The following is a 23,581-nucleotide window of genomic DNA, read 5'->3' on the forward strand; positions in this document are numbered from 1 at the left end:
AAGTTATCATTGCTGAAACGCCGCGCGAGTGCGCGGCAACTTAGTATTTAGAATCAAGGAGGGTTAATGAGATCATTTTTGCTTATCACCGCGCTGGTATTTACATTGACAGTCTCGGCGTTCGGTCAGACAACGCCTGAGCCCAAGAATCCGGACACCCAATCGCCGGTCGCGAGCGACTACAAACGACCGGATGGGGAAACACGGCGCAAGAACTATTTGAAGAGTATGTTCGGACCGCTGACGCTTGCCCGCGTCGCGGCGACTTCGGCAGTTGGTACATTCCGAAATTCGCCCGAAGAATGGGAAAAATCGGGAGAAGGGTTCGGTCGCCGCTTTGCCTCGGATTTCGGGAAGAACGTCATCCGCCAGACGACCCAATTCGGGCTCGACGAAGCGCTGAAATTGGACAGCTCTTTCTACCGGAGCAAGAAACGCGATCTTGGATCGAAGGTTGCAAACGCGTTGCTCTCGACCGTAACCGCGCGAAATTCGAAAGGGAAGCGCGTCGTCGGTGTGCCGAGAATCGCCGGAGCGTATGTTTCAAACATCGTCGCCTCGGAAACTTGGTTTCCGAAGCGGTTCGACTACAAGGACGGACTCAGGAGCGGAACGATCTCGCTCGGCATCAATGCCGCGGTGAATCTGTTTCGGGAACTCATCAAGAAGTAAGATCATCGTAGGATTTTGGATCGACGTGGCCCGCAAAATTGAGTTTTGCGGGCCTTTCAATTAATCTGCCTGTATGAACGTGACACACCTTGAATGCGCCAATTGCGGGCTCAGCTACGCGGCCGGCAAACTTCACAATCTCTGCACCGGATGCGGAAAGCCGTTGCTTGTTCGGTACGATCTGGAACGGGCCGCGAAAACGCTGACGAGACAATCGCTGGTGTCGCGCGAATCGAATTTATGGCGTTATCGCGAGGTGCTGCCGGTCGAAAATCCCGAAAACATCGTTTCGCTCGGCGAAGGGATGACGCCGCTTCTCAGGGCCGACCGTTTGGCGGCATCGCTCACGCTTCCGGTCGAGTTATTCATCAAGGACGAATCGACCAATCCGACGCAGAGCTTCAAGGCGCGCGGAATGACTGCGGCGGTTTCGATGGCAAAAGAGCTCGGAGTTCGCAAAACCGCGGCGCCATCGGCCGGTAACGCAGCCGGCGCGCTCGCCGCTTACGCCGCGCGCGCGGGGATGGAGGCTCACCTGTTTATGCCGCGCGACACTCCGCGGGCGAACATCGTCGAGTGCGAGCAGACCGGTGCGTTTGTTACCTTGGTCGACGGATTGATCACCGACTGCGGAAAGATAGTCGCGGAACGCAAAGAATCGGAAGGTTGGTTCGACGTTTCGACCCTCAAAGAACCGTACCGCGTCGAAGGGAAAAAAACGATGGGCTATGAATTGGCCGAACAGTTCGGTTGGACGTTGCCCGATGTGATTCTCTATCCGACGGGTGGCGGCACCGGTTTGATCGGAATGTGGAAAGCGTTCGATGAAATGGAGGAAATGGGCTGGATCGGCCCGAAGCGGCCGCGAATGATCTCGGTTCAGGCGGCGGGATGCGCTCCGATCGTTCGGGCCTTTCACGCCGGGGAGCGGTTCGCGGATGAGTTTCCGAACGCACACACTTCGGCTTCGGGACTGCGCGTTCCGAAGGCGATCGGAGATTTTCTTATCATCGATGCGTTGCACGCTTCGGGTGGCACGGCGGTCGCGGTGCCCGATTTGGATCTGATCGCGGCCGTCGGCGAGATCGGCGCGGCCGAGGGATTGTTCTGCGCGCCCGAGGGGGCGGCGTGCCTCCCGGCCTTGCGCCGGCTGATCGACGACGGCTCAGTTGCGGAAGGCGAAAAGGTCGTCATCTTCAACACCGGAGCCGGCGTTAAATACCTTGAGTGCTTCGATTAAGGGGACATTCCGAGATCGAAAGTCGATTTGTTAACCGCGTAGTTGCTCTTTACGAATCGTTCGGAGGCAATCGCGAAATCGGGAATTTGTCGTCGGATCGATCAAACAACCTTTCCGACACATTCGATGTCAAGCTTGCAGCGGGTTATGATCGTCACCTTCGGCGATGTGAGGGACGGTTGCAGCGGACGCGGACGATCGACGTTTCGATGTACGACGGCCTTGCTCGAAACCACGAAGCCCACCGGGTTGCAATTGCATTGTGGGCTACAAACATATCGCCGTTTTCAACGGCTTTTCATCGACCTAATCAATTACCTGCTTTTTAATGGCCCGTTTTCTTTAATTTTCCCGTTTATGTGATTGAAGGCTGGCTCTTCAGCGAAATAAGGAAAATTATGATGATTTATAAAATAAATAATTGGACCAAGTTAGGATTGATTCTATCGCTGATGTTTTCAGTTTTCAGTCTTGTTGCGATGGCACAGGACACACCGAACAAACAGGCGGATTCTGAAGCAGAAACGACAGACCCTTCCACCAAACCCCTACTTGTAGAACAAGTGATTATTCTGACATTTCCTAAACATCCTTATGTGGGAATTGATTATTTATTGGAAACACTTCCGGGAACTAAAGAGACTGAAGCGGCTAAGGCAGAGGATAGAAAAAACAGAATCGAAGGGTTTGATGCCGCTCTGAAAGTGAATAAAAAATTAAATGCCGCCCAAAAAGCCTTTGTTCGAGCCAATTATGACAAATTGATCAAGATCACGGACAAGATCACCACTGATTCGAAGATAAAGAATTTCCCGACCTGGGATTGGATTCGGGAGGGCTTGGAAAAAAGCTATTCGGCAGCATTTACACTGACCGAACTTAAAGAATTGTCCAACTTTTTTTATGCATGGGAGGGACAACAGGCATTGCAATATCTTGAGCAGATACGGAGGGCGGAACTCATCACCCGTAATGGCGGAAAATTGAAATATACGGAAGCTGAAAAGGCGGAATACGACAAATTTGTTGCTACTCCGATCGGGAAAAGATTTATGACTGCGTACTTAGATGAAGCCATCGCCTACGAACAAAGTAAAGCAAATGCCGTCAGATCTAAGATCCCTAATGCCGATGGATCTGCGATCTACGAACCAGCGAATCTGAATGAGCTTTTTAACAAGTTTGTGGCAGAAAATTACAAAAAATGATCTCGAGACGATAACCAAAATAGGGGAAAAAGTCTTGGTGTTATGAATGCTGGTTGTTTTATTGAACAAAACCTTGACAATAAGGGCTGATGCGAAATCCAAAATCGAAAATCCCAACGCCATATCGCCACATACGATTGCGTCCCGAATCAAACGCGTTGCCGTCACGAGTGCAGTTACCGGTTTCGGTGCGAAATTCTATAGATTCTGCCGATCTCCGCGCTGGACAAACCCCCTTCGTTTCAACTACTTACCGAGCTCGAACACGGAAATGACGAATAAAGTTGCCCAAAACTGTTGACTCTAATGCGACGTATAACTGGACGCCAGTGATCCCAAAAGCCGGCAAACGTTTAGGACAGCATTAATCCCAAATCCCAAATCCCAAATCCCAAATGGGATCGTCCTGCTTCTTCATCAGCGCCTTGACCGCGGCCTCGACCTGTTGATTCGACACAGCCGTTGCCCGCCGCGCCCCGATCCTGCCCCGCGAGATTAGTATGAACCGCTGAAATTAGAATGATTTTGTCTATAAAACCCCCTGCCCTAAATTGAAGATTTTAGAGGCGATTTTTTTTTGGGGTCAGAAAGATTTTCGACCCGTCATTTCCGAAAAAGTCGCGCTTTTAGGTAGAGGGCAAAATACTCAACGAAAAATCAATACTTTTGGAGGTTTATTGTGAGTCTTATTCCGACACCGCTTCTGCATATTTTCGACGACAGCGAGGGGCAATTTCATTTTACGACCGCGAATCGCACCGTGCTCGGCAGGGCGATCGATTCGAGAGAAACGCTCGGCGTCGGAAGTCTTCCCGAATTCACGGCGGCGATGGACCACTTGGTAAGGCAGGGCAAAACCTACGGGCGCTGCCTTTTCGAGACGCACGGCAACAAAAGCATGATCTTTTTCGGCGACGACTACATCAACGCGTCGATCATCCATAATTGGTTCACGAACCGCGGATGGGAAAGGATATTTCCTTACGTCGGCGCCCGTATCTATTTTAGCGGTTGCTCGATCGCGGACGATCCGGGCGGCGGCTGGGACTTTTTGGATGCGATGGGGTCGGTGTTCCTGAAACTGGGCGGCGGCAAGGTGTTCGCGAGCACCGGGGCCGGAAGGGGTTTCATGCCTTTGGGCACGATCCATCATTTCATGAGCGACACTCATTACTCGGTCTGGCTTCCCGGCGGCATTTTGGACGGGCACTATAAAGTCTGAGAATTTCCGAAATATGCTATTTGAAACCTTGGAATGACTTTCGGACGATGACGATCCGCTCGATGAGAAGAAAGCTAAAACGATCGCCGATGTCGCGCAGTTTTACCGTTGATTCCCGCAAAGGTCAAGGCTGATTTGTTGAAACACGCCTTTGGGCACGGTCCATTATTTCATGAGCGACACTCATTACTCGGTCTGGCTTCCCGGCGGCATTTTGGACGGGCACTATAAAGTCTGAGAATTTCCGAAATATGCTATTTGAAACCTTGGAATGACTTTCGGACGATGACGATCCGCTCGATGAGAAGAAAGCTAAAACGATCGCCGATGTCGCGCAGTTTTACCGTTGATTCCGCAAAGGTCGAGGCTGATTTGTTGAAACACGTCGGGGTTCCGCCACGGATTTTATGCCGAACGAATTGGGTGAAAGAAAGACAAAAGTTTTGCAGAAGAATTTGGCTGACGGATTACCATTCCGGGTCTATCTTTCGAAGAGCGTCAGTCCGCTCCGGATGATCCTTTGCGATAATGTCAGCCTGAATGAGTCTGGCTCTTTTTGCCGGCATTCTTTCGATCACATTGATGACATTATCTGGCAACTGGATAGACATTAATCCGGCTTAAATGCTCGAAGTATTTCCGGAATTGCTGTCTTAATTCCTTCTGCTACCAATAATCTAAATTGTTCTCTGTCCTCAGGTGAAAGTGCCATAATTTCCCTCAAAAAATGTCAGTTGGTACCTAAGATAGTACCTAAAGCAAAAAAGACGGGTTTCAATGCCCGTCTTACTCAGTAATAATGGTGATCCGAGAAGGACTCGAACCTTCGACCCAATGGCTAAAAGGCGCAGTATCATTGACCTGGGTCTTGCTCAAGTTAGACACTGCCTGGTCGCCGACTTGCGCGGGATCGGCGCCGCATCTTTCGTGACGGAGAGCAACGGTTCACGAGTGCGGAAGCGCCGTGGTTGCGTAGTTGACGTGATCGCCGACCGAAACGATTTCAAATACTCGCCAGTCGGACTCTTTGAAAAGAAGAACGTCTTTTGTCAGGTGCTCTCCCCCAAAATCGATGTCAACCCGGACCCGTGCTTCTGCCCCGGCGGTGTTTTCGGAAACGACCCGTACGAGCTTGACCTTTCCTTTTTCAAGGCTCTCAATGTAAAAGCCAACCGAAACACTTTGTTCCCGGGGTGACTTAAGATCAAAGACAAGTTCTTCCGTTGACGCGGGTTTCGACCTTCGAACGGCCGCGGTCTCCCTCTGTTTCCGGCAGTCTTCGACCGTCAGCATTACGCATTCACGGAATGATTCGGGGCTGGGACCGGTCAGCGAATCTCGCGCTTTCTTGCCGATCGATCGGTCGAAGAACCGGGTCGAAACTGCGGTCGGCGAATCTTCGAAAGGAGGTGAAAGCCAGCTGTTTGTGCCGCGGCCCTGAATCAGGACGGCAGCGACGAAAAGAAAGGAAACGTAACAAAAAGTCAGTCGTGTTTTCATAATTGTTCTCCTATCGGCCTCCGAAATCGTGATATGCCTGTGCCCGAATCCGCGTCACGAAATCGCGAAGATAGCTCCCGACCTGATCGCGATGGACGACCCCGCGGCTTCGGACATTGTTTTGGTCGACCAACGTGAATCTCATCATCCCGTTTGCATCGCTGTTGGCGTTAAGATAATTGGTGATCGCCAGATTGGTTTGATTCGAAACGTTATTCAGCACCCCGCTCATATCGGTCGAGCGACCGCTGACCTCGAGCTCGGATGTTCCCGTCTTGCTTTGGCTGTCGGCCGAGCCCGAACCCGAGGTGACGGATAGATTTGGCTCCTGCGATACTTCGGCCGTCACTGCGGTTTCGGATGATTCGGTTTTTTCGCTCGACTCGCTAAGAGTCTCGGTGACCTTGACCTGTTCCGGCTGAATCGATCCGAAACGGGAATTTGCGACCGACTGGCTGGTCGCTGCTCCAACTTGTGTGTATGTGAAATTCGCGAGATCGGTTTGCAGATCGACCATCGAACTTGGAAGCATCGCCTGTACTTCTTTACCGCCCGGATTCGTCTTGGCGGGAAGGACTGAGGTCTTCGCTTCTTGCTGAACGTTTTTGGGAACGACAACATTGGGATTCGGCTCAAGCCCCTTCGGAACTTGCCGGGTCTTCGGCTTCAAGCGACGTGGCTTGCGCGGGCCGTTATCCGAGTTACCGCCGTTGGCTCCGGTGGAACTTGAGATCAATCCAAGCGGATCGACGAACTTGTACGGTGAATTCAGCGCGTATGAGTAACGATTGAACGTCTGCGGATCTTTCAAACTCGCCGACGAGGTCAGCGGATCGACGGAAGTAAATCGCCCGCGGCCGGCGTCGTAGTAACGGGCCTGCGCAAAGTCGAGCCCGGATTCGGAATCGCGTTCGTAGCCTGTGTATCTGTTCCGGATTTCGTCCGATCGACCGTATCCGTCGACGATTCTTCGCCCGCCGACGTTTCCGACCGTGTCCGAGATCTCGTGGCCGAAGGCGAGGTAATCATGTCTCGAAACAACAAACCCGCCACCGTCAGTCACGACGCGCGGACTGCCGAGATGATCAGCGGTCAAATAGCTCGTTTTCGGCTGTGAGGGCACGACGGTCGAGTATTCGGCCACGAGTTTGCCGAACGCATTGTAAACAAAAACGGTCTTTTCCGCAGCGGTCATCTTCAATACACGTTTCCCGTCGCCGTCGTAGCCATAGATCGCGTCCGGTGACGAGCTCAGATTATCGGACTTAAAGAACTCTTTAAGCCGGTTTTCAGCATCGAACACGAAGCGTTTGTTTTCGGCGTCGAGGACGAGGTTTCCCGCCGGATCGTAACCGAAGTCGACGAGGTTGTCTCCGTCCTGATCTCTTTTGAGACGATTGTCGTGACTCTGGATCAGCGGATTTGAGACTTTTGTTGCGACCGTCGGACTCAAAGTCGTCGTTCCTGTTTGGTATCTCCGGTTGCCGTAAGGATCGTAATCAAACGACTGCCGCCACGATTGTTGGTTGCTGCCGAACGATTCGGCCGCGTCGGTCAGGCGATTGAGGGAATCGTATTGATAACTCTGACGGATCTCCGCCAGTCCCCGGTGCTTGATGGTTTGGCTCCGAACCGATCCGTTGTTTTCCGACGACGAGCCGTAGCCAAACCCGATGTCCAGGAGACTCCGGTCGGCGGTCGAGAAACCGAGTCCGACTCTCGTAATCTGCTGGCGCGTGTTGTATTCGGTTGATTCCCAGCGGCCGTTGCCCAACCTCATTTTCTCTACAGACCCGCCCGAATTGTACGAAACCCGGCTAAACAGGACCTGCGGCGCCAGGTTTGCCGTCTGCGAGGTCAGCGATTCGATCTGACCGTTCGCATTGAGAGAGTTTCTCAAGATCCGGCCTGATGGATAGGTTTCCGAGACGAGTTGCCCGGAGAGGTTGTACAAATAGGCCGATTCATACGTTCTACCCTCGGTTGTTTGCAGCGAACTCAAGGGATTGCCGAACGGGTCGAAACTCGTGATTCGCGAGTCAGATAGCGAGGTTGAAACGCGGGTCGCCTTGCCTTTTGCGTTGCTTGGGACGACCGGCAGGCCCGTCCCGTCGAAATAGAGATCGATGTCCGGGGTGGCGTCCGAATAGTCGCGCTTGGTCATTCGGCTCAGCGCGTCGTATGTCGCGGAGACCGAAATCCCGCGCGGATCGGTAGTTTTCACGATATTGCCGGAAGGATCGTACTCGTACCGGGTTGACCAATTCGTGTTGCCGGTTACGGCATCTGTGTACGAATGCGACGGATTCGAATCCTGTTCGGCGTGCTTCGAATAAATGAGCCGTCCGATCGAGTCAAATGCAAAGAACCGTGTTTGTTCGCCCTGAACCGTTTTTCGGATGTTCCCGGCGGCATCGAAGAGATAGTTCGTCACAAGTTGCAGTCCGTCCGGGTCTTCGATCACCCGAATCAGTCGCCCGAGCGAGTCATACATTCCTTTTCGCTTTTTGCCGGACTGGTCGGTGATGGTCTTCGTAGAGGCCGTAAAGTCGCCCATCAACACGCCCCAGTCCGTCGCGACCGTCGAACCGTCCGCCAGGATCACTTTCTTGATCCGGCTCGCCTCGTCGTATTCGTTAGTTGTCCAGGTGATCACCTCGCCGTTTCGATACGGATTGGAGACTCTGCTCAAACGACCGTCGGAATCGAATTCCTTGTCGACGAAGATGTTGCCGCCGGAGTTCATTTCTTCGGTTCGGAACTCCCGGCCGAGTCCGTCAAAATAGGATATTCGTTCCGACCAAATGTTTGAGTCGATCTGGGAACGCGATTTGATCCAGTTGTTCCCGGCCTGGTCGTTGTAGACCGTTTCAGAAACTCCGCCGACCTGAGCGTTTTGAAAGAACGTCTTGGAAGATAGCAACCGCAAAGTGGCGGGGTCGTATTCGAGCCGGAGTTCGAGGCCGTTCATATCCTTGCCGCTGAGTTGCAGTCCGGTCGCCGGATCGAATGTGGATTCGGAGACGAATGCCGTGTTTGAGCCCTTCGCGCCGGATGGGTCGGGAATCGGTGACGTTACCCGTATCGGATACATTCTGTATGTCGGGTCATATTCCGTCACGGTCGAGTTTCCGCGGGCATCGATCGACTCGACACGATTTCCGTCGGCGTCAAACCTCGCTCGCGTCGCGATGTATGACGCAGGGTTCGAGAAATGGCCCGAAGTGCTGTTCCAAACCAAAGACGTCGTTGCGTTCCCGCGACCGGTCTGGGATGAGAATCCCGGTTCATCAAAACGCGTTTCCGATCTCGAGACAATGTTGCCGGAGCCATCGCTCAGTTCGGTCGCGCTAACCAGTCCAACGAGGTTGGCACTGCGATAAATGTCGCGCGTGGTTTGAGGGACCGATGGGTCGTTGATCAGATAGGTGTACTTGACCGTGCGAATCGGCGTTCCCGACAGTCCGCTTCCGGCGTTCACAAAGCCGAAATCACTCACGGATTTGGTGAGCACCGGGACCGACGGTTGGTTCAACTCGGACTCGTTTTCAAAGCCGTAGCTTGTCGTGGCGGAGACGCCGTTGCCGGAGGGATCATATGTCACCGTTTCGATCGCCTTCACACGCGGATGCCAGTCCGCGCTGGCTCCGATGCCCCCGGCGTTCGCGATCGGCAATGCCGTTTTTGCCCAGGTCGTCAGTTTTTTCGAGAAGATCCGATTTGAGGCGTCGACAAGCCGCTCGTCAAAAGCCATTCCGGCAAGCGCGTTCTCGAAACCGAACAGCCCGCCCGAAGATACAGGGGCAAAGCCGCGATATAGCATTCGTTCGGCGCGCGTGCCGTCCGGATTCTTCACCGTGACTTTGAAGACGGCATTGTTGACCGCCTGGGCCGAGAATTCCCATTGGTAAGGATTTTGCGCTGTCGGCGATTCAAAGACCCGGCGGTTCGTGACGCCGCGATTGACCTCGGCATTCGGTCCGGTAAGATCTGTGATCGATCCGACCGTATTCATTGTGAATCTCTCCTCCCCGCCGGTCGGCAAACGGACGAGTTCGATCTCGCCGAAAATGTTGTAACCGAAGCGGTAGAATCCGCCGGTAGGCAATTCGACCGCGGCGAGTACGACCGGATTGAATTCCTGATCGTCGTTAACCACCCAGGCCTCGAATTCCGAATTGAACAGCGACTGTCCCGCAGCGCGCGTCCTCCAAGTGTTGTTTTGGAGGTATTTGTCGCCGATGAATTTCAGTTGCGCATTGAAATCAGTGATCGCGCTCTCTTCCGGTGAGTTGCCCTTGAGCCGCTTCCAGTGAAACCTGTAAGTAACGCTCGATCCGCCGATTCCGGGAAGTGCTAACGTTTGGACGGTCGGTTCGGCGGGCGCCTTCGGTTTGAAAGGAACCGGAATCTGGCGGCCGATGGTGTCCGTCCAATGTCCGTTCGGATAGGCTGCTGAAGGTTCGTGAAACGTGCTGAAGTTCCCGTTCCGTTCGACGAGCTTGTTCGCCTTTCGAATTGTGGCGGAATCGGAGCCGCCGAGCGCCGTGTTGAATTCGTATCGCGAGCCGTCGGGCATATGAACGAAATAGACGTTGTTCGTCCGGTCCTCGAAATAGCGAATGTTCGAGCCGTCAACCGCAAAGTACCATCCGTTCCAATTGGCCGGAAGTGTCGGATCGTTCGGGTCGCACGGGGTTTGCGGATCGTTGTCGTTGCAGTTGCTGAACGGCGGGTATGTCAGAACCGAATCGTTCAAACGCAGTTCGTGGGACTCGCCGCTCGGAAGATGCAGAGAGATGCGACGGACCCAAGCATTTTCCGTGTATTGCGGAGGCGTGTTCGGGGTACATCCCGGATCGTCGCTTCCGGCGGGATTTCCGTTCGAGTTGTAAATGTTGTCGAGGCCGACGTATTCGATGTACGGGACCGCCATACTTGTGGTCCAGCCGGAAGCGCTGTTTTCGGCGAATCGAGCCCGGTTGATCGCGATGCAGGTGTCCGGGTTGTTCACGGCGGGCTGCGAAGCGTTATAGTCAAGCCGCCAGATCTTTGAGGAATAGCTGACGGAGACCGGGACATCGATTCCGCGTCCAGGATATGACCCGAGTGGAATCTCGAATTCCATCCCGAGCGTCGAAGGGTTCACACGTGCCGAACCTCGTAGTGTGAGGTCCGACTTGTTTTCGGTATGCTGTTGCGCAAGCGCCTGCAAGGTGAGCGTAAGCAGCAGAAGCAGGGTCTGAACGATTTGTTTTTTCATAGCATTCAAAATCTCCGTTGTCTTTGTCCGCGTTCAGTCGCGGGTAAGGATGATATTTTTTGGAAACAAAGCTCCCATCGCTTTGTCGGGCTACCTTCGAAAGTAAGCGGGTACCGGAATGTCGCCCGCCGCGCCCCAGGCCTCGCGACGGAGTTGGCCGTCGGAGCTTCTGCGGATGTACCAGTTGCCGTCCGTGTTTCGCCAGACCGCGATATCCGTTCGGCCATCGCCGTCATAGTCGTTCGGAACTTCGATGTCCGCGGCCTGTTGCCAACTCGTATTCTGAAATTGTCCTGTCGAACTGTTTCTGACGACCCAGACGGATCCGTTGCGGACGGCGTGGTCGGCGCGCCCGTCGCCGTCGTAATCGCCGCTGACCGGCTTGCCGCCGGCGTTGCCGAAATTGACCGTTGACGTCTGGCCATTAGAACTGTTTAGGCTGTAGAAACTGGCACTATTCGGCCTCCATACCGCGAGGTCGGCGCGTCCGTCACCGTCGAAGTCCTTTGGATCCGGGATGTCGGACGAAACTCCGAATTGCGTTTGAACCGTGGCGTTGTTTGAACTGCCGAGGGTGTACCAGACGCCGGAGGCCGGCCGGAACACGGCCGGATCGGTTCGTCCGTCGCCGTCGAAATCGGCTGGCGCGGCCTTATCGCCGGCAGCGCCGAAGGTGATCGCGAAATAGGTCGCATCGCTCGAACGCAGTATCCACCACTGATTGCTGGATGGGCGGAAGATGCTGAAGTCGGTCTTCCCGTCGCCGTCAAAATCGCCTTGGACCGGCATATCGCCGTTTGTTCCCCAGGTTTGCGCGACTTGCTGCGATCCCTCGGCACCGCCCATTACCCACCAGGTCCCGGTGGACGGACGCCAAACGGCAAGGTCAACGGGAGGCGCCGCGTAGGCGTTCGCATCGGCGACCAGAAGCAAGCGCGAACCGGCATAAACGTACTCCTTCGCAATTTGCGGAGTCGGAGTCGGCGGCGGCAAGAAGGGATTGACGAGGTCGAGCAAGGAGTTCTCGGGTTCGGTTCGCAGGCGCGCCCGGTTTTCGACCCGCTCTTTTGCCTCCTGTTCAAGAAAGCTGAGTCCGCTTCCAAGTACTCCAAGCGAGACAAATCCGAATATCATCAGGAGGAGCCAGTTTTGCCGGATGAACTTCCGGCCGAAGTGGCGTCGGCCGGGCGAATGATGGTTTAGTCGTCTGAGTTTTTTTGGTTTGAGCATAATTCCCCTTTTTGGTGAAGTCGACGCGTCGCGGAACCGCGGCGCGAGGGCCTTCGGTGACGGTTTACACACGGATTGCGTCCGGGTGTGTCAGAAATTCGCGTTTCGGTACGCGGGTTTAACGACGATTGGTTGAACTTCCGACAATTTCGGAAATTGAATTGGGTGTTGATTTCGTGAAGATCTCGGAAAACAAAATAAACGCAATTGAGTTGTTGAACATAGAGCCTCGCTAAGGTGTTTCACGGACCGTGATGTATCCGTTTGGTTTTGAGTAAAAGACGTGACTTGGATCAGCGTCGTTAATGAGCCTGTTGCGATCCCGAGCCGGGCGATCGCACTTTCTTTCAATGAGTGTCCAAAAAACTATCACGAGTCGAAAAACCTTGTCAACCGCACTTTCGGCACTTGATTAGGTAATCGCTTGCAAATCAAACTCCGAAAACAGTTTACGCGTCGAAAAAAAATCGGCCGGGCGGTTGCGTTGGTTTGAAAAAGGAACTAAAAGAAAGATATGGAACCGAGATCGATCACAATCATTGGCGCGGGCCGCGTCGGAGGGGCGTTCGCCCTCGCGTTGGCGCGTGCCGGACACAGAGTCGATGCGGTAGTGGCCCGCGACCGAGACTTCGCGCGCGACGTCGGATCGTCCAATCTCGTGGATTGGTCAGACAACTTCGCGATCGGCTCCGATATCGTTTTCATCGCCACTCGCGACGCTGAGATCGCGGCGGCGGCGGGTCTCGTCGCTGAGCGCTTGAATAACTCAAAGCCAATTGTATTCCATACCAGCGGCGCGCTTTCGTCTGAGATTCTCTCCGAACTAAGAGATCTCGGATGCTCGATCGGTTCGTTGCACCCGCTGGTTTCGATCAGCGATCCGAAAACGGGCGCACAATCATTTTCCGGTGCTTATTTTTGCCTTGAAGGCGACGGAAAGGCGGTTGCCGCGGGCAATGAGATCGTTGCCGCGCTTGGCGGGATTTCGTTTTCTGTCCCGACGGATTCGAAATCGCTTTATCACGCCTCGGCCGTCGTCGCGTGCGGCCATCTTGTTGCGCTTGTTGACGTTGCGCTCGAAATGCTGGCCGCGTGCGGACTGCCGGAAGAGCACGCGAAAGAAGTCTTGATGCCGCTTATCAGGAGCACCGTCGAGAATCTCTCGAAGCAGAAACCGCAGACCGCGCTGACCGGGCCGTTTGCGCGCGCGGATGTCGATACTGTCGAACGGCATCTCGCCGCGTTCGATGGTAGGACATCCGAGATCGCAAAAGAGATCTATCTCGACCTCGCCGTTCGCTCGCTTGATCTCGCGGCCAAAAACGGAATCGGCGGAGCAAGAGCGGACAAGCTTCGCGAGATGATTTTGTTAGCGAAATCAGATCTCAAATGCTAGAATCGAAAGCGAAAGAGACGATGACGACACCGGCCGAAAACGAGTTCCACTCCGAACGGGAGATCTTTGAGGCGCATATCCGGAAATCCGGATTGCGGCGGACCTCGCAGCGCGATTTGATTCTCGACATATTTCTCCGTACCGACGATCATCTGACGATGGAGGATCTGTACTGGCTCGTCCAGAAGGAAGATCCAAGCGTCGGCCAGACAACGGTTTACAGAACGTTGAAACTTCTCGCCGAGGCAGGGCTCGCGCGCGAGGTCAGGTTCGGTGACGGCAAGACCTACTATGAACACCACTACAACCACGAGCATCACGATCATCTGATCTGTACCGAGTGCGGAGAGGTGATCGAGTTCTTCTCGCCGGAGATCGAGGAACTTCAGGACAAGACAGCGGCCGAGTTTGGATTTCGGCTGACCAATCATTCGTTGCGGATGTGGGGCGTTTGCAGCGAATGCCAGAGTTTGTCCGTCGAGCCGTTCCTGACTCAGACCGGGGCCCAGCCGCGCGTGAAAGTTCGGTCCGGGATCGGAAATCAATCATAAGCAGTAAAACAAAATGGAAGCAGAACTGAAATTTGTTCGCGAGAAACGAAACGGCATTGCGGTCGTCGGAAGCACTCTTTTCGATGCCGCGGGACGGCTTGGGATTTTCATTGAATCGGAATGCGGTCGCGCCGGAAAATGCGACACCTGCGCGGTCCGAATCGTCAGCGGCGGCGGACATCTGTCGGAATTGAACCCGGCTGAGACGGAACAACTGACCGCCGCCAGGCGTAAGTCAGGTGAACGCTTGTCGTGTCAGGCGACGATCATCAAACAAGGAGAAATTTCGATTATGACCCAGGAAAAGAAAAAAGACGAAAAAGCACCCGAGGAACAGCGCGCGGAAGAGTACAAGAAAGAGTTTGCGGCGCTGCCGCTTGAAAAGAAGATCGAACGGCTGATGGAGCTCGAAGCGATTGCCTTTGGCGAAACAGTTTCCTACGTTCTCAACGCGCCGTACACCTTCGGCGGCAAACTTGTCGACTTTTTGGCCCAGTACGGCTTCAAGATGGAAGCCGACGAAAAGAAGGCAAAGCAACCGGCCGCGGAAACGACTGAGTCTGGCAACGCCGGACCGGAAATCAAGAAGCCGAAGCCGAAGCGAGCGCCGGGAAAACAGGGTGCTCAGTAGGTTTTCGAGTAAAGGGAATTTGGGTTTCGGGTGCGTCGGCAATGTGAGAATCGGTTCTCGTTTGCCGGAACGCGGTTGTATGCGCTGGCGCTTGTTTCCGGACTTTGCGTTGCCGTGTTTTTGAGGTCGCCATCGACGGTATCTGGCTTTTATGGAAGCCGATTCGGGCTTTGCGACGTTCGCCCCGTCCCTTTTCGTCCCTTCGTTTGGAATGAGCGAAACCAATAAACTACAAAAGCGATCGACTCAGTTGATCAAGGAGAACACCCAGTACGTCCTGGCCTTTTCCGTTATCGCGGGAATGCTGATCTTTACCGGCCTGCCCGTCTTTGTGATCTTTTTTTTCGGCGTTCTGGCTTATTTCATTTGGAGAACGCTGGCCGCGCCTTCAACGTCCGGAACCCGCGAGATCTTCGAATTTTATCTCATCGCGAACGAGATCCTGCGCGATGATGAACGCCGTTGGTACGGTTTCGAGATTCAGGACGCGATCGCCCGCGGCGAGAGCATACTGAGAAATATGAGCGGTGCCCCGCCTTTGGTTAGTTTCGCGCTCGGCGCGCTCTATCACAAGGCCGGCGATCATCAGTCGGCGATCAAGGCACTGACTTACATTGTCGAGGATGATAGATCCGACGAGTCGCGTTACATCTACCCGTCGCCGGAGCTGCAGAACTATGTCCGGACGCTGCGCAAGATCGAGCGCGAACCCGCCGAAGCGCCGCTTATGTCGACCGCGGTCCGCGCCCTCGAACGCGCCCGCCGCAACCGCGGAAAGGCGTTGCTCGAATCGAGCCGGGAAGCGCTCGACCGGGAATCGATCGTAGCATCCGCGGCGGGATCTTCGCCAAAACACCTCGGTTCGAACGCCGAAACAGGTTCTTTCATTGACGATTCCACGCCGACACTCCGGGAGGAGTTTGACAACCGCGAGCACGAAGCACCCAAGAACGGGCGCAAGCCGCGCCGGAAGGAAGCTTCAGGCGATCCTCAACCAAAGAACAGGCAGACCATTTCCGAGGTTTTGCGCGACATTTACGATTCGAAATCGTAGCCAATTTCCGCCGTGTACCCGGTTAGAGCTAAAATATACCAATGCAAACTGCCGAGATCATTGCGGTTGGGTCCGAATTGCTGACGCCGACCAAGATCGACACGAACAGTCTCTGGCTGACCGAAAGGCTGAACGAGATCGGTGTCGAGATCAAGCTGAAGACGGTCGTCGGCGACGATCCGGCGCGGCTTGAGGAGACGATCCGCGACGCCGTCAAACGGTCGGATCTCGTCGTCGTCACCGGCGGACTCGGCCCGACGGAAGACGACGTGACGCGACAGGTGTCTGCCGCCGCGGTCGGGCGTAAACTCGTTTATCATCAAGAACTTGAAGATGATCTTCGCGAGCGTTTCCGGCGCTGGGGGCGCGAAATGCCGGAGATCAACAAACGGCAGGCGTGGGTCATCGACGGTGCCGACGTTTTGCCGAATCATCACGGATCGGCCGTCGGAATGATGGCCGAAACCGACGTTGCGCGGCTCGTCGTTCTTCCCGGTCCGCCGCGTGAAAACCAGCCGATGTTTACCGAGTTTGTCCTTCCGAAACTCAGAGAAACGGCGGGCGGCGTGGTTTTCCGCAAACGCGTGCTCAAGGTATCCGGGATCGGTGAATCCGCGCTTGACGAGCAGATCGCGCCCATCTATTCGGCTTATCCAGGGGTTCAAACCAGTGTTCTTTTCAACAAAAGCGAGGTCGAGGTTCATTTGTCGGCTTCGGCTAAGGACGCGGCCGAGTGCGACCGGATCAATGCGGAAATCGCGGCGAAGATCGTTGATGTCCTCGGCGTTGCGGTCTTCTCGACGGACGGCGAGGAAATGGAAGAGGTCGTCGGAAGGTTGCTTCGGCTCCGAGGGGAAACGATTTCAGTCGCCGAAAGCTGCACGGGCGGTCTCGTCGGACAACGCCTGACGGAGATCCCGGGTTCGTCCGACTATTTCATCGAGGGCATCGTGGCTTACGCGAACCAAGCGAAAACACGAAATTTGGGGGTTTCGGCCGAGCTGATTGATGAATTCGGCGCCGTATCGAAAGAAGTCGCCGAGGCGATGGCCGCGGGAATGCGTGAACGCGCCGGAACGACCTACGCGGTGAGCGTGACCGGAATCGCCGGTCCGGCCGGCGGCACCGCTGAGAAACCGGTCGGAACGGTGTTTGTCGGATACGCCGAGGAAGGAAACGTGCGCTCTTTGAATCTGAAACTCCCGGGCGACCAATATCTGATCCAGTGGCGTTCGTCGCAGGCCGCGCTCGATTATCTTCGCCGGCAAATCCTTAGGAAAAAAGAGTCTTAGAATTGAGGGAACATGAACCGAAAAATCACTTTTATATTTGTTTTGTTACTGGTCGGCGTGAATGCCTTTGCACAGTCCGAAAATCGAACGTTCTACGGCAGACTCGGCGAGAGCCGGGTTGCGATGACGCTTACCAGGACTGGCGACACGCTGAAGGGAACCTATTCCTATACACGGATCGGGAAACCGCTGAATGTTAACGGCAAGATCGGGGCGAACGGCGCGTTCACGCTGACGGAGACAACCGTCGCGGGAGCGAAGACGGGCACGTTCACCGGCACCTGGAAAGATTCCGAAACGATCGGAGCCGGAATTCTTCAGGGCGAGTGGAAGAATCGGGCTGGAAACAAGACGCTTGATTTTTATCTGTCCGAGCAACTGATCTATTTCAGCAGCGGAGGCGCGCGGCTCGTTCCACGGACGTTTTTCGAGACCAACCGGCCGAAAATGTTCAGTATTTCCGCCGAATATCCGGAACTGTCGGGAGTTCCGGCTGCCGTCGCAGCGGAGTTCAATCGTCTTGCCCGCAAACACGCGATGTCGCTGACCGATGAGTTTCGCAAGGAAATGCTCGCGATGACCGCCGAAGACCTAAAATGGACGAAACAGCAGGGAATTCCGAACACTTCGGATATTTCCTATGATGTCATCTATGCCGCTGACGACGTGATCAGCATCCGGTTCGGGAATTATACCTATACCGGCGGCGCCCATGGGAACAGCGCGAGTTTTACGTTGAATTTCGATTTTCGAACCGGGCGCGAGTTGAAATTCGCCGATCTTTTCAAGCCGAACTCGAATTTTCTGCAAGTTCTGTCGGGCTTCTGCGTTAAGAAATTGCAGGACCAACTGAATGAAGGGAACGAAGACGAATGGATCACGACCGGTGCGGGGCCGACAGACGAAAACTACGCGAGCTGGAACATTTCGAAAAACGGGATTCTCGTAAATTTCGACGCGTATCAGGTTGCCTCGTACGCTGCGGGGCCGCAGGAGGTCGTTGTCCCGTATTCGAAACTTGACGCCTTGTTTGCAAAGAGTTTCAAGGTGTTCGGTTTGAATTAGACCACGAAGGAGAAGATGTGATCAATGGGATTGATTCCGGTTCGCGGAAACTGGCTGGGTTTGGCGATGTTCGTCGTCGTCGGTGGAGCCGTCGCTCTGGTCGGGGGCTTTGTCTTCAAACTCAGCGACGTGAAAACGATGATCGCGGTCGGGGCGGCGCTCGTACTTGTTGATTTCGGTTTCCGGTTCGCTTGCAGGGCTCAGGGCAAATGGGTTTTCGGTAGGGACGCGGGCGGCTATTTCGTCTTCTTACCGGTTTGGATTCTCGGCGCGATCGTGATCCTGCTAAATTCACTGATCGGCGCCGGCGTGATAAAGAAATGAAAAGAATTGCATATCTTGCGATCGTGCTGGCCGTGACCGCAGTTGCCGGTTTCGGCCAACTCGACGGCAATCCCGAAAATATGTGCCGCAACGGTTTTTTCCCGCGTGAAAGCGAGAGTTATTCACTGGCGAAGGTTAAGGCAAAACGCGGCGCGCGAGTTTATTTCTATGGTGACGACGACGATTGTCCGAACGGAAAGAACTGTCGCACAAAAAGCTATCTCATTGCCAAGAACGAGGTTATCGTTTCACGGGAGTTCGGAAAATGGGCCTGCGTCTGGTATCAACCGGCAAAGGGGTCGGAAACGGTCGGTTGGATCGCCTTGTCGAATCTTGACTATGTTGCGCTGCCCGGCGAACGTGGGCCAAGCGCCTGGATCGGAAAATGGACCTATTACGACAGCACCATCGAGATCGCGGCATCGAAGACGAAGGACGTCTATGGCGTTAAGGGCACGGCATTCTGGCGCGGGTTGGGCGATAACATCCATATCGGCGAACTCGACGGCACGGCGAAGTATGCCAACGGCAAACTGAATTACGGTTGGGCCGACAAGGGCGAATACGATTGCCGTGCGACGTTCAATGCGGTCGGCAGATTTATGGTCGTATCGGATAATCTAAACTGCGGCGGCGCAAACGTCTCTTTTTCCGGGGTGTACCGACGAAAGTAAGCGGTTTGAGCGGTTTGCGCTTGAGTGACGGCGGGTAAATCTGTTAGAACTATTAACTTGGATCGCGGAGCAGATCCGGGTTTACGAACATGGGAATCAAAAAAATAGTCAACCGTTCGATCGGTTTCGTTAAGGAATCCGGAAAAATGACGCCGATCGCGGCCGTCACGGCGTTTCTGCCGATGATCGGCAGTGCGGTGCTTCTGACGATCGCATATCCGCTCGGGTTCTGGCTTCGCGAGAATTGGGAAGTCGGATCCGGGTTATTTCTTTTAGGTGTCGTTACCTTTTGCGGTTTGGCGCTCTTGCCGACCAACGTCCTTGGTATACTCAGCGGCTGGTCGTTCGGCTTTGAGTTCGGGATCCTGATTCTTGCGACCGGCATCGTCTGTGCGGCGACCGTTTCATTTCTCATTCACTCGCGGTTGATCGGCAACAAACTGCCGGAGATCTTCGCGAACCATCCCAAGGCTGAAGCCGTTTACAATTCGCTCGTCAAAAACAACACGCGGCGCACGGCGTTGATCATCTTTTTGCTCCGGCTTTCGCCCGCGATGCCTTTCGCTCTGACGAATTTCATGATGGCATCGGCGCGCGTTCCGGTGCGTTCATTCGTACTCGGCACTTTTTTCGGAATGCTGCCGCGTTCGTCGGCCGTCGTTTTTGTCGGTTCAGGACTCTCCGAGTTGAGTTTTACCGATCCGCAGGAAGCGTGGCTGATCGTTTTCGGGATCTTTGCGACGGTGGCGTCGGTCGTGTTCATCAGTTTTGTGGCGAAGCGGGCGCTCGCACACGTCACCCGCGACGACGAGCCTGCTCAATCGGCAAGTATCTGACGGTAGATCGCCGGATCGACGTTTCCGCCGCTGACGATAACGCCGACTTTCTTGTCCCGAAACATCTCAGGATTCTCAAGCACCGCGCCCAGACTCAACGCACCGGTCGGTTCCGACTTCAGGTTCGCGAGGTTGAAGTAGAGTCTGACCGCGGCAATCAGTTTTTCCTCCGAAACTTCAAGGATTTCCGACACACCGTTCCTGATGATCTCCCAGTTGCGCGTTCCGAGCGAGATCGTCCGCGCACCGTCGGCAAGCGTCGCCGTCGGTTCCTTCTCGTTGACGATGATCTTGCCGGCTTTCAGCGATCGCGCCGCATCGTTGGCAAGCAAAGGTTCGGCGCCGATCAGTTTTGCGCGCGCGCCGTTCCGGCAAAGTCCTTTTGAAATTCCCGAGATCAATCCGCCGCCGCCGACCGGCGAGACGATGACGTCGAAGTCCTGCGGCGCAAGCTCGTCGCCGAGGCTCGAATTTCCGTCGATCACGAAATCGTCGTCATACGCCGACGCGACATATGCATCCGGCATTTCCGATGCCAGTTGCGCGACGCGTTCGTTGCGACCGATCTTCGCCGTGTCGACCAGGTCGACGACCGCGCCGTAGGCCCGGACCGCGTCGATCTTGACCCGCGCGGACGTCGCCGGCATCACGATCACGCCTTCTTTCCCAAGCAAACGGCACGCGTAAGCAAGCGCCTGTCCGAAGTTTCCGGACGAAGCCGTTAGGATCCGTCCGTTAGGCACGTTGAGCGCCAGATTGTAAGCCGCACGGAACTTGAAACTCCCCGTATGTTGAAACGTTTCGGCAACGATCGTCAGATCGAGCCCGAGCTCATCGCGCAGTTTTTGTGGTGCGAACGAGAAAGTCGGACGAATGGCGTCTTTGAGTGATTTCATTGCACTGAATTCTAACTTCGAAATCGAGCAAGTTCAATTCCCGGATGGATCGGCGGGCCGAACGCAATCCTCGCGCGATGCCCGTCGATCTTCCGCGCCTCTTTAATGGTCCGCCTTCAAGTCCGGCAACGGCGCCACGGAACACGATTTTCCGGTTCATTTTGCGAAACTCAAATGATAATCTGTTTGAGAATATGAGATACGCGCAGTTCGGAATGATCGGTCTGGGGACGATGGGAAGGAATTTCCTGCTCAACGTCGGGGAAAAGGGAATTTCGGGAATCGGGTTCGATCTCGATCCGGAGAAGCGAAAGCTGTTGCTTGACGAGGGCGTCGGCTGCGATCTCCGCGCGGCCGAATCGCTCGACGATTTCCTGTCAAAACTCGAACGACCGCGCCGGGTGATGATCCTCGTTCCGGCGAATGCCGTTGATCGCGTCATCGACGATCTCGTGGAAAGACTCGAAGTCGGCGACATCGTCATCGACGGCGGAAATTCGCATTTTCCGGATACCGAACGGCGCGAGGCGCGTCTGACGGCTCTTGGCGTCGGATTTCTCGGCGTTGGCGTTTCGGGCGGCGAAGAGGGCGCGCGTCACGGCGCGAGCATTATGGCCGGCGGGATCTCGGGAGTTTACGAGTTGGTTCGTCCGGTTTTGGATTCGGCGGCGGCGCGGGTCGGCAGCGAACCCTGCGCGGCGTTCGTCGGCAACGGTTCGGCGGGGCATTTCGTCAAGATGGTTCATAACGGCATCGAGTACGGACTGATGCAGCTCATCGCCGAAGCGTACGATCTGATGAAACGCGGTTTTGCGATGACGAACGAAGAGATCGCCGACCGTTTCGGCGAATGGAACCGCGCCGATTTGAACGGCTTTCTGATCGAGATCACGGAAGCCGTCCTCCGGAAGAAAGATCCGGAAACGGGCGCGGACCTCGTCGATATGATCCTCGACACGGCCGGGCAGAAGGGCACCGGCAAATGGACTTCGCAGGCCGCCTCGGACCTCGGCGTTCCGATCCCGACCATCGATTCGGCCGTTTCGATGCGCCAGCTCTCGTCCCGCTGGTCCGAACGCATCGCGGCGAGCGCGTCGTTGGGTGTCATCAAGCCGCGGACCATCGACGGCGAAATGCGTGACGATGCAGTCGAGTTTCTCCGCCGCGGCCTGCATCTCGCGTTCGTCGTTACATATGCTCAGGGAATGGCACTGCTCCAGGCAGCATCCGACGAAAAGGATTTTGAACTCGATATGGTCGAGATCGCCAAGATCTGGCGCGGCGGCTGCATCATCCGAGCGGCGCTGCTCGAAGATATTCGGAAAGCCTTCGCCGCTCAGCCCACGCTTTCGAATCTGCTGCTTTCCGAAGCTTTCCGGGAGACCGTTCGCGCGAACCACGAGTATTTGAAGGCGACGGTCATCAACGCCGTTTCGTGCGACGTCGCGTCGATGGCGTTTGCCGCAAGTTTGAATTATCTCAACGCCTTCGCGACCGAACGCCTGCCGGCGAACCTTATCCAGGCCCAGCGTGATCTATTCGGCGCGCACACATATCAACGCACCGACCGCGACGGGACTTTTCATACGCCCGATTGGAACATCTGATTTGGGATTTGGGAATTGGGATTTCGGATTTGGGATTTCGGATTTGTGAATTGGGAACCTTGAAGAACCTGCTTGATTGAAAATACAGGCCGGTCCTGACAGAACACGGGTGGGTCGGGATGAAAACGATGATTTGAGACCAATTCGGCGCCGGCACGGTCGACAAGACTTAGGATTCTATCCCGCCGATCCTTTTTCATCCTTGGCTAAACTGCCCGAATTTTCCTCAAGCCGGTTTTTCAAAGCTCGCGAACTGGGATTTCGGATTGTTTAGTCCGGGTCGGGCGTGGTCTATCTGCGGATCAGGTCCAGATCGGCCGGGCAATTGACGTTCGCAAGGAGATTCTCGTTTTCAGACAACTTCGTTTGGTCGATGTATTTGGGAATGATCAGATCAAGAAAATCGCGTACCGACGCGGTCGGATTGTCATTGATCAAACCCTCCAGCGTCGGGGCGCAAAACCTCGCGCGGTATGCGGCGAACAGCGGTTGCGGACGGCCGTCCGCTTGGCGCGGAACAACTGCAAGGTATTTCGGCAGCGACGTCGCCAGATCGGCGAGGATCCGAACCGAATCGGGCGTGACGAGAGGGAGATCGACCGCGAGAACGAGCGCGATCTTCGACTTGCAGTTCTTGAGCGCCGCGTGCAGCCCGCCCAATGCTCCGCGGCCGGCAAATTCATCGCGAACGATCGGGATGTCAAGATCGAACTGCTGGTCTTGATTCAACACGACGGAAACCTCGCCGCAAACGCTTGCGAGCGTCGCCCGGGCGCGATCGATGAACGTCTCCCCTTCGATCTTGAGAAACGCCTTATCCGCCCCCATTCGTCTTGAGCGCCCGCCCGCTAATATGAATCCTTCGTACATTAAGATCTTTATTCCCAGCGTTACGGCCCGGTATTTTTTTTCCGGATCAC

The 23,581-nt window shown here is 55.1% G+C and carries 19 protein-coding genes; 14 read left to right on the forward strand and 5 right to left on the reverse strand.

The features are described from left to right. The first annotated feature begins 66 nt into the window (after positions 1 to 66). From IPN69_09565 to IPN69_09580, 4 genes are all read left to right on the forward strand, one after another. A complete protein-coding gene (locus IPN69_09565) occupies positions 67 to 672 on the forward strand; it encodes a hypothetical protein (GenBank protein MBK8810963.1) in 606 nt (201 codons plus the stop codon). Positions 673 to 745: 73 nt separating this feature from the next. Beyond that, positions 746 to 1,912: a threonine synthase gene (locus IPN69_09570; protein ID MBK8810964.1), complete on the forward strand. Its 1,167-nt coding sequence runs from the start codon at positions 746 to 748 to the stop codon at positions 1,910 to 1,912. A gap of 398 nt (positions 1,913 to 2,310) precedes the next feature. Next, entirely contained in the window at positions 2,311 to 3,120 is an 810-nt protein-coding gene (locus tag IPN69_09575; GenBank protein MBK8810965.1) for a hypothetical protein, read from the forward strand. A 679-nt stretch (positions 3,121 to 3,799) separates the two neighbouring features. Further along, complete coding sequence (locus IPN69_09580; protein MBK8810966.1) at positions 3,800 to 4,342, forward strand: hypothetical protein; 543 nt, start codon at positions 3,800 to 3,802, stop codon at positions 4,340 to 4,342. A 945-nt stretch (positions 4,343 to 5,287) separates the two neighbouring features. On the opposite strand, the gene IPN69_09585 is transcribed toward IPN69_09580, so the two are convergent. The 3 genes from IPN69_09585 to IPN69_09595 form a co-directional block, all read right to left on the reverse strand. Further along, on the reverse strand, positions 5,288 to 5,842 hold the full coding sequence (locus IPN69_09585; protein MBK8810967.1) for a hypothetical protein: 555 nt from the start codon (positions 5,840 to 5,842) through the stop codon (positions 5,288 to 5,290). 10 nt (positions 5,843 to 5,852) lie between these two features. Beyond that, entirely contained in the window at positions 5,853 to 11,105 is a 5,253-nt protein-coding gene (locus IPN69_09590; protein MBK8810968.1) for an RHS repeat protein, read from the reverse strand. Between the two features lie 90 nt (positions 11,106 to 11,195). Continuing rightward, on the reverse strand, positions 11,196 to 12,239 hold the full coding sequence (locus tag IPN69_09595; GenBank protein MBK8810969.1) for a VCBS repeat-containing protein: 1,044 nt from the start codon (positions 12,237 to 12,239) through the stop codon (positions 11,196 to 11,198). A gap of 610 nt (positions 12,240 to 12,849) precedes the next feature. On the opposite strand from IPN69_09595, the gene IPN69_09600 reads away from it, so the two are divergent. The 9 genes from IPN69_09600 to IPN69_09640 all read left to right on the forward strand — a co-directional run bounded on the left by IPN69_09600 (position 12,850) and on the right by IPN69_09640 (position 20,158). Beyond that, entirely contained in the window at positions 12,850 to 13,731 is an 882-nt protein-coding gene (locus IPN69_09600) for a DUF2520 domain-containing protein (protein ID MBK8810970.1), read from the forward strand. Positions 13,732 to 13,751: 20 nt separating this feature from the next. Next, positions 13,752 to 14,282, forward strand: a complete 531-nt coding sequence (locus IPN69_09605) for a transcriptional repressor (GenBank protein MBK8810971.1) — start codon at positions 13,752 to 13,754, stop codon at positions 14,280 to 14,282. Between the two features lie 13 nt (positions 14,283 to 14,295). Next, positions 14,296 to 14,913, forward strand: coding sequence for a (2Fe-2S)-binding protein (locus IPN69_09610; GenBank protein ID MBK8810972.1), 618 nt, complete (start codon positions 14,296 to 14,298; stop codon positions 14,911 to 14,913). A gap of 151 nt (positions 14,914 to 15,064) precedes the next feature. Beyond that, positions 15,065 to 15,967 carry a hypothetical protein gene (locus IPN69_09615; protein MBK8810973.1) on the forward strand — a complete coding sequence of 301 codons (903 nt, stop codon included), beginning with the start codon at positions 15,065 to 15,067 and terminating at the stop codon, positions 15,965 to 15,967. Between the two features lie 41 nt (positions 15,968 to 16,008). Next, complete coding sequence (locus IPN69_09620; protein MBK8810974.1) at positions 16,009 to 17,259, forward strand: competence/damage-inducible protein A; 1,251 nt, start codon at positions 16,009 to 16,011, stop codon at positions 17,257 to 17,259. A gap of 12 nt (positions 17,260 to 17,271) precedes the next feature. Then, positions 17,272 to 18,324, forward strand: coding sequence for a DUF3298 and DUF4163 domain-containing protein (locus tag IPN69_09625; protein ID MBK8810975.1), 1,053 nt, complete (start codon positions 17,272 to 17,274; stop codon positions 18,322 to 18,324). Positions 18,325 to 18,348: 24 nt separating this feature from the next. Beyond that, positions 18,349 to 18,648 (forward strand): hypothetical protein, encoded by a 300-nt coding sequence (locus IPN69_09630; protein ID MBK8810976.1) that lies wholly within the window; start codon positions 18,349 to 18,351, stop codon positions 18,646 to 18,648. Continuing rightward, on the forward strand, positions 18,645 to 19,322 hold the full coding sequence (locus IPN69_09635; GenBank protein ID MBK8810977.1) for a hypothetical protein: 678 nt from the start codon (positions 18,645 to 18,647) through the stop codon (positions 19,320 to 19,322). The genes IPN69_09630 and IPN69_09635 overlap by 4 nt, the downstream gene beginning before the upstream one ends. Before the next feature lie 89 nt (positions 19,323 to 19,411). Beyond that, positions 19,412 to 20,158, forward strand: a complete 747-nt coding sequence (locus tag IPN69_09640) for a VTT domain-containing protein (GenBank protein ID MBK8810978.1) — start codon at positions 19,412 to 19,414, stop codon at positions 20,156 to 20,158. Here the strand turns inward: IPN69_09640 and IPN69_09645 are convergent. After that, positions 20,140 to 21,054: a pyridoxal-phosphate dependent enzyme gene (locus IPN69_09645; protein ID MBK8810979.1), complete on the reverse strand. Its 915-nt coding sequence runs from the start codon at positions 21,052 to 21,054 to the stop codon at positions 20,140 to 20,142. The genes IPN69_09640 and IPN69_09645 overlap by 19 nt on opposite strands. A 194-nt stretch (positions 21,055 to 21,248) precedes the next feature. Between IPN69_09645 and gndA the strand changes: the two genes are divergently transcribed. Next, on the forward strand, positions 21,249 to 22,661 hold the full coding sequence (gene gndA, locus IPN69_09650; GenBank protein MBK8810980.1) for an NADP-dependent phosphogluconate dehydrogenase: 1,413 nt from the start codon (positions 21,249 to 21,251) through the stop codon (positions 22,659 to 22,661). 291 nt (positions 22,662 to 22,952) lie between these two features. Here the strand turns inward: gndA and IPN69_09655 are convergent, their stop codons facing one another. Beyond that, positions 22,953 to 23,489, reverse strand: a complete 537-nt coding sequence (locus IPN69_09655) for a molybdenum cofactor guanylyltransferase (GenBank protein MBK8810981.1) — start codon at positions 23,487 to 23,489, stop codon at positions 22,953 to 22,955. Positions 23,490 to 23,581: the final 92 nt, after the last annotated feature.

Source organism: Acidobacteriota bacterium (genome assembly GCA_016715115.1).
Classification (GTDB): Bacteria; Acidobacteriota; Blastocatellia; order Pyrinomonadales; family Pyrinomonadaceae; genus JAFDVJ01.

Bases quoted from the DNA above. Each gene is read 5' to 3' on its own strand.
- IPN69_09565 (MBK8810963.1), top strand. From the start codon at position 67: ATGAGATCATTTTTGCTTATCACCGCGCTGGTATTTACATTGACAGTC.
- IPN69_09570 (MBK8810964.1), top strand. From the start codon at position 746: ATGAACGTGACACACCTTGAATGCGCCAATTGCGGGCTCAGCTACGCG.
- IPN69_09575 (MBK8810965.1), top strand. From the start codon at position 2,311: ATGATGATTTATAAAATAAATAATTGGACCAAGTTAGGATTGATTCTA.
- IPN69_09585 (MBK8810967.1), bottom strand. From the start codon at position 5,842: ATGAAAACACGACTGACTTTTTGTTACGTTTCCTTTCTTTTCGTCGCT.
- IPN69_09590 (MBK8810968.1), bottom strand. From the start codon at position 11,105: ATGAAAAAACAAATCGTTCAGACCCTGCTTCTGCTGCTTACGCTCACC.
- IPN69_09595 (MBK8810969.1), bottom strand. From the start codon at position 12,239: ATGATATTCGGATTTGTCTCGCTTGGAGTACTTGGAAGCGGACTCAGC.
- IPN69_09600 (MBK8810970.1), top strand. From the start codon at position 12,850: ATGGAACCGAGATCGATCACAATCATTGGCGCGGGCCGCGTCGGAGGG.
- IPN69_09605 (MBK8810971.1), top strand. From the start codon at position 13,752: ATGACGACACCGGCCGAAAACGAGTTCCACTCCGAACGGGAGATCTTT.
- IPN69_09610 (MBK8810972.1), top strand. From the start codon at position 14,296: ATGGAAGCAGAACTGAAATTTGTTCGCGAGAAACGAAACGGCATTGCG.
- IPN69_09615 (MBK8810973.1), top strand. From the start codon at position 15,065: ATGGAAGCCGATTCGGGCTTTGCGACGTTCGCCCCGTCCCTTTTCGTC.
- IPN69_09620 (MBK8810974.1), top strand. From the start codon at position 16,009: ATGCAAACTGCCGAGATCATTGCGGTTGGGTCCGAATTGCTGACGCCG.
- IPN69_09625 (MBK8810975.1), top strand. From the start codon at position 17,272: ATGAACCGAAAAATCACTTTTATATTTGTTTTGTTACTGGTCGGCGTG.
- IPN69_09630 (MBK8810976.1), top strand. From the start codon at position 18,349: ATGGGATTGATTCCGGTTCGCGGAAACTGGCTGGGTTTGGCGATGTTC.
- IPN69_09635 (MBK8810977.1), top strand. From the start codon at position 18,645: ATGAAAAGAATTGCATATCTTGCGATCGTGCTGGCCGTGACCGCAGTT.
- IPN69_09640 (MBK8810978.1), top strand. From the start codon at position 19,412: ATGGGAATCAAAAAAATAGTCAACCGTTCGATCGGTTTCGTTAAGGAA.
- IPN69_09645 (MBK8810979.1), bottom strand. From the start codon at position 21,054: ATGAAATCACTCAAAGACGCCATTCGTCCGACTTTCTCGTTCGCACCA.
- gndA (MBK8810980.1), top strand. From the start codon at position 21,249: ATGAGATACGCGCAGTTCGGAATGATCGGTCTGGGGACGATGGGAAGG.
- IPN69_09655 (MBK8810981.1), bottom strand. From the start codon at position 23,489: ATGGGGGCGGATAAGGCGTTTCTCAAGATCGAAGGGGAGACGTTCATC.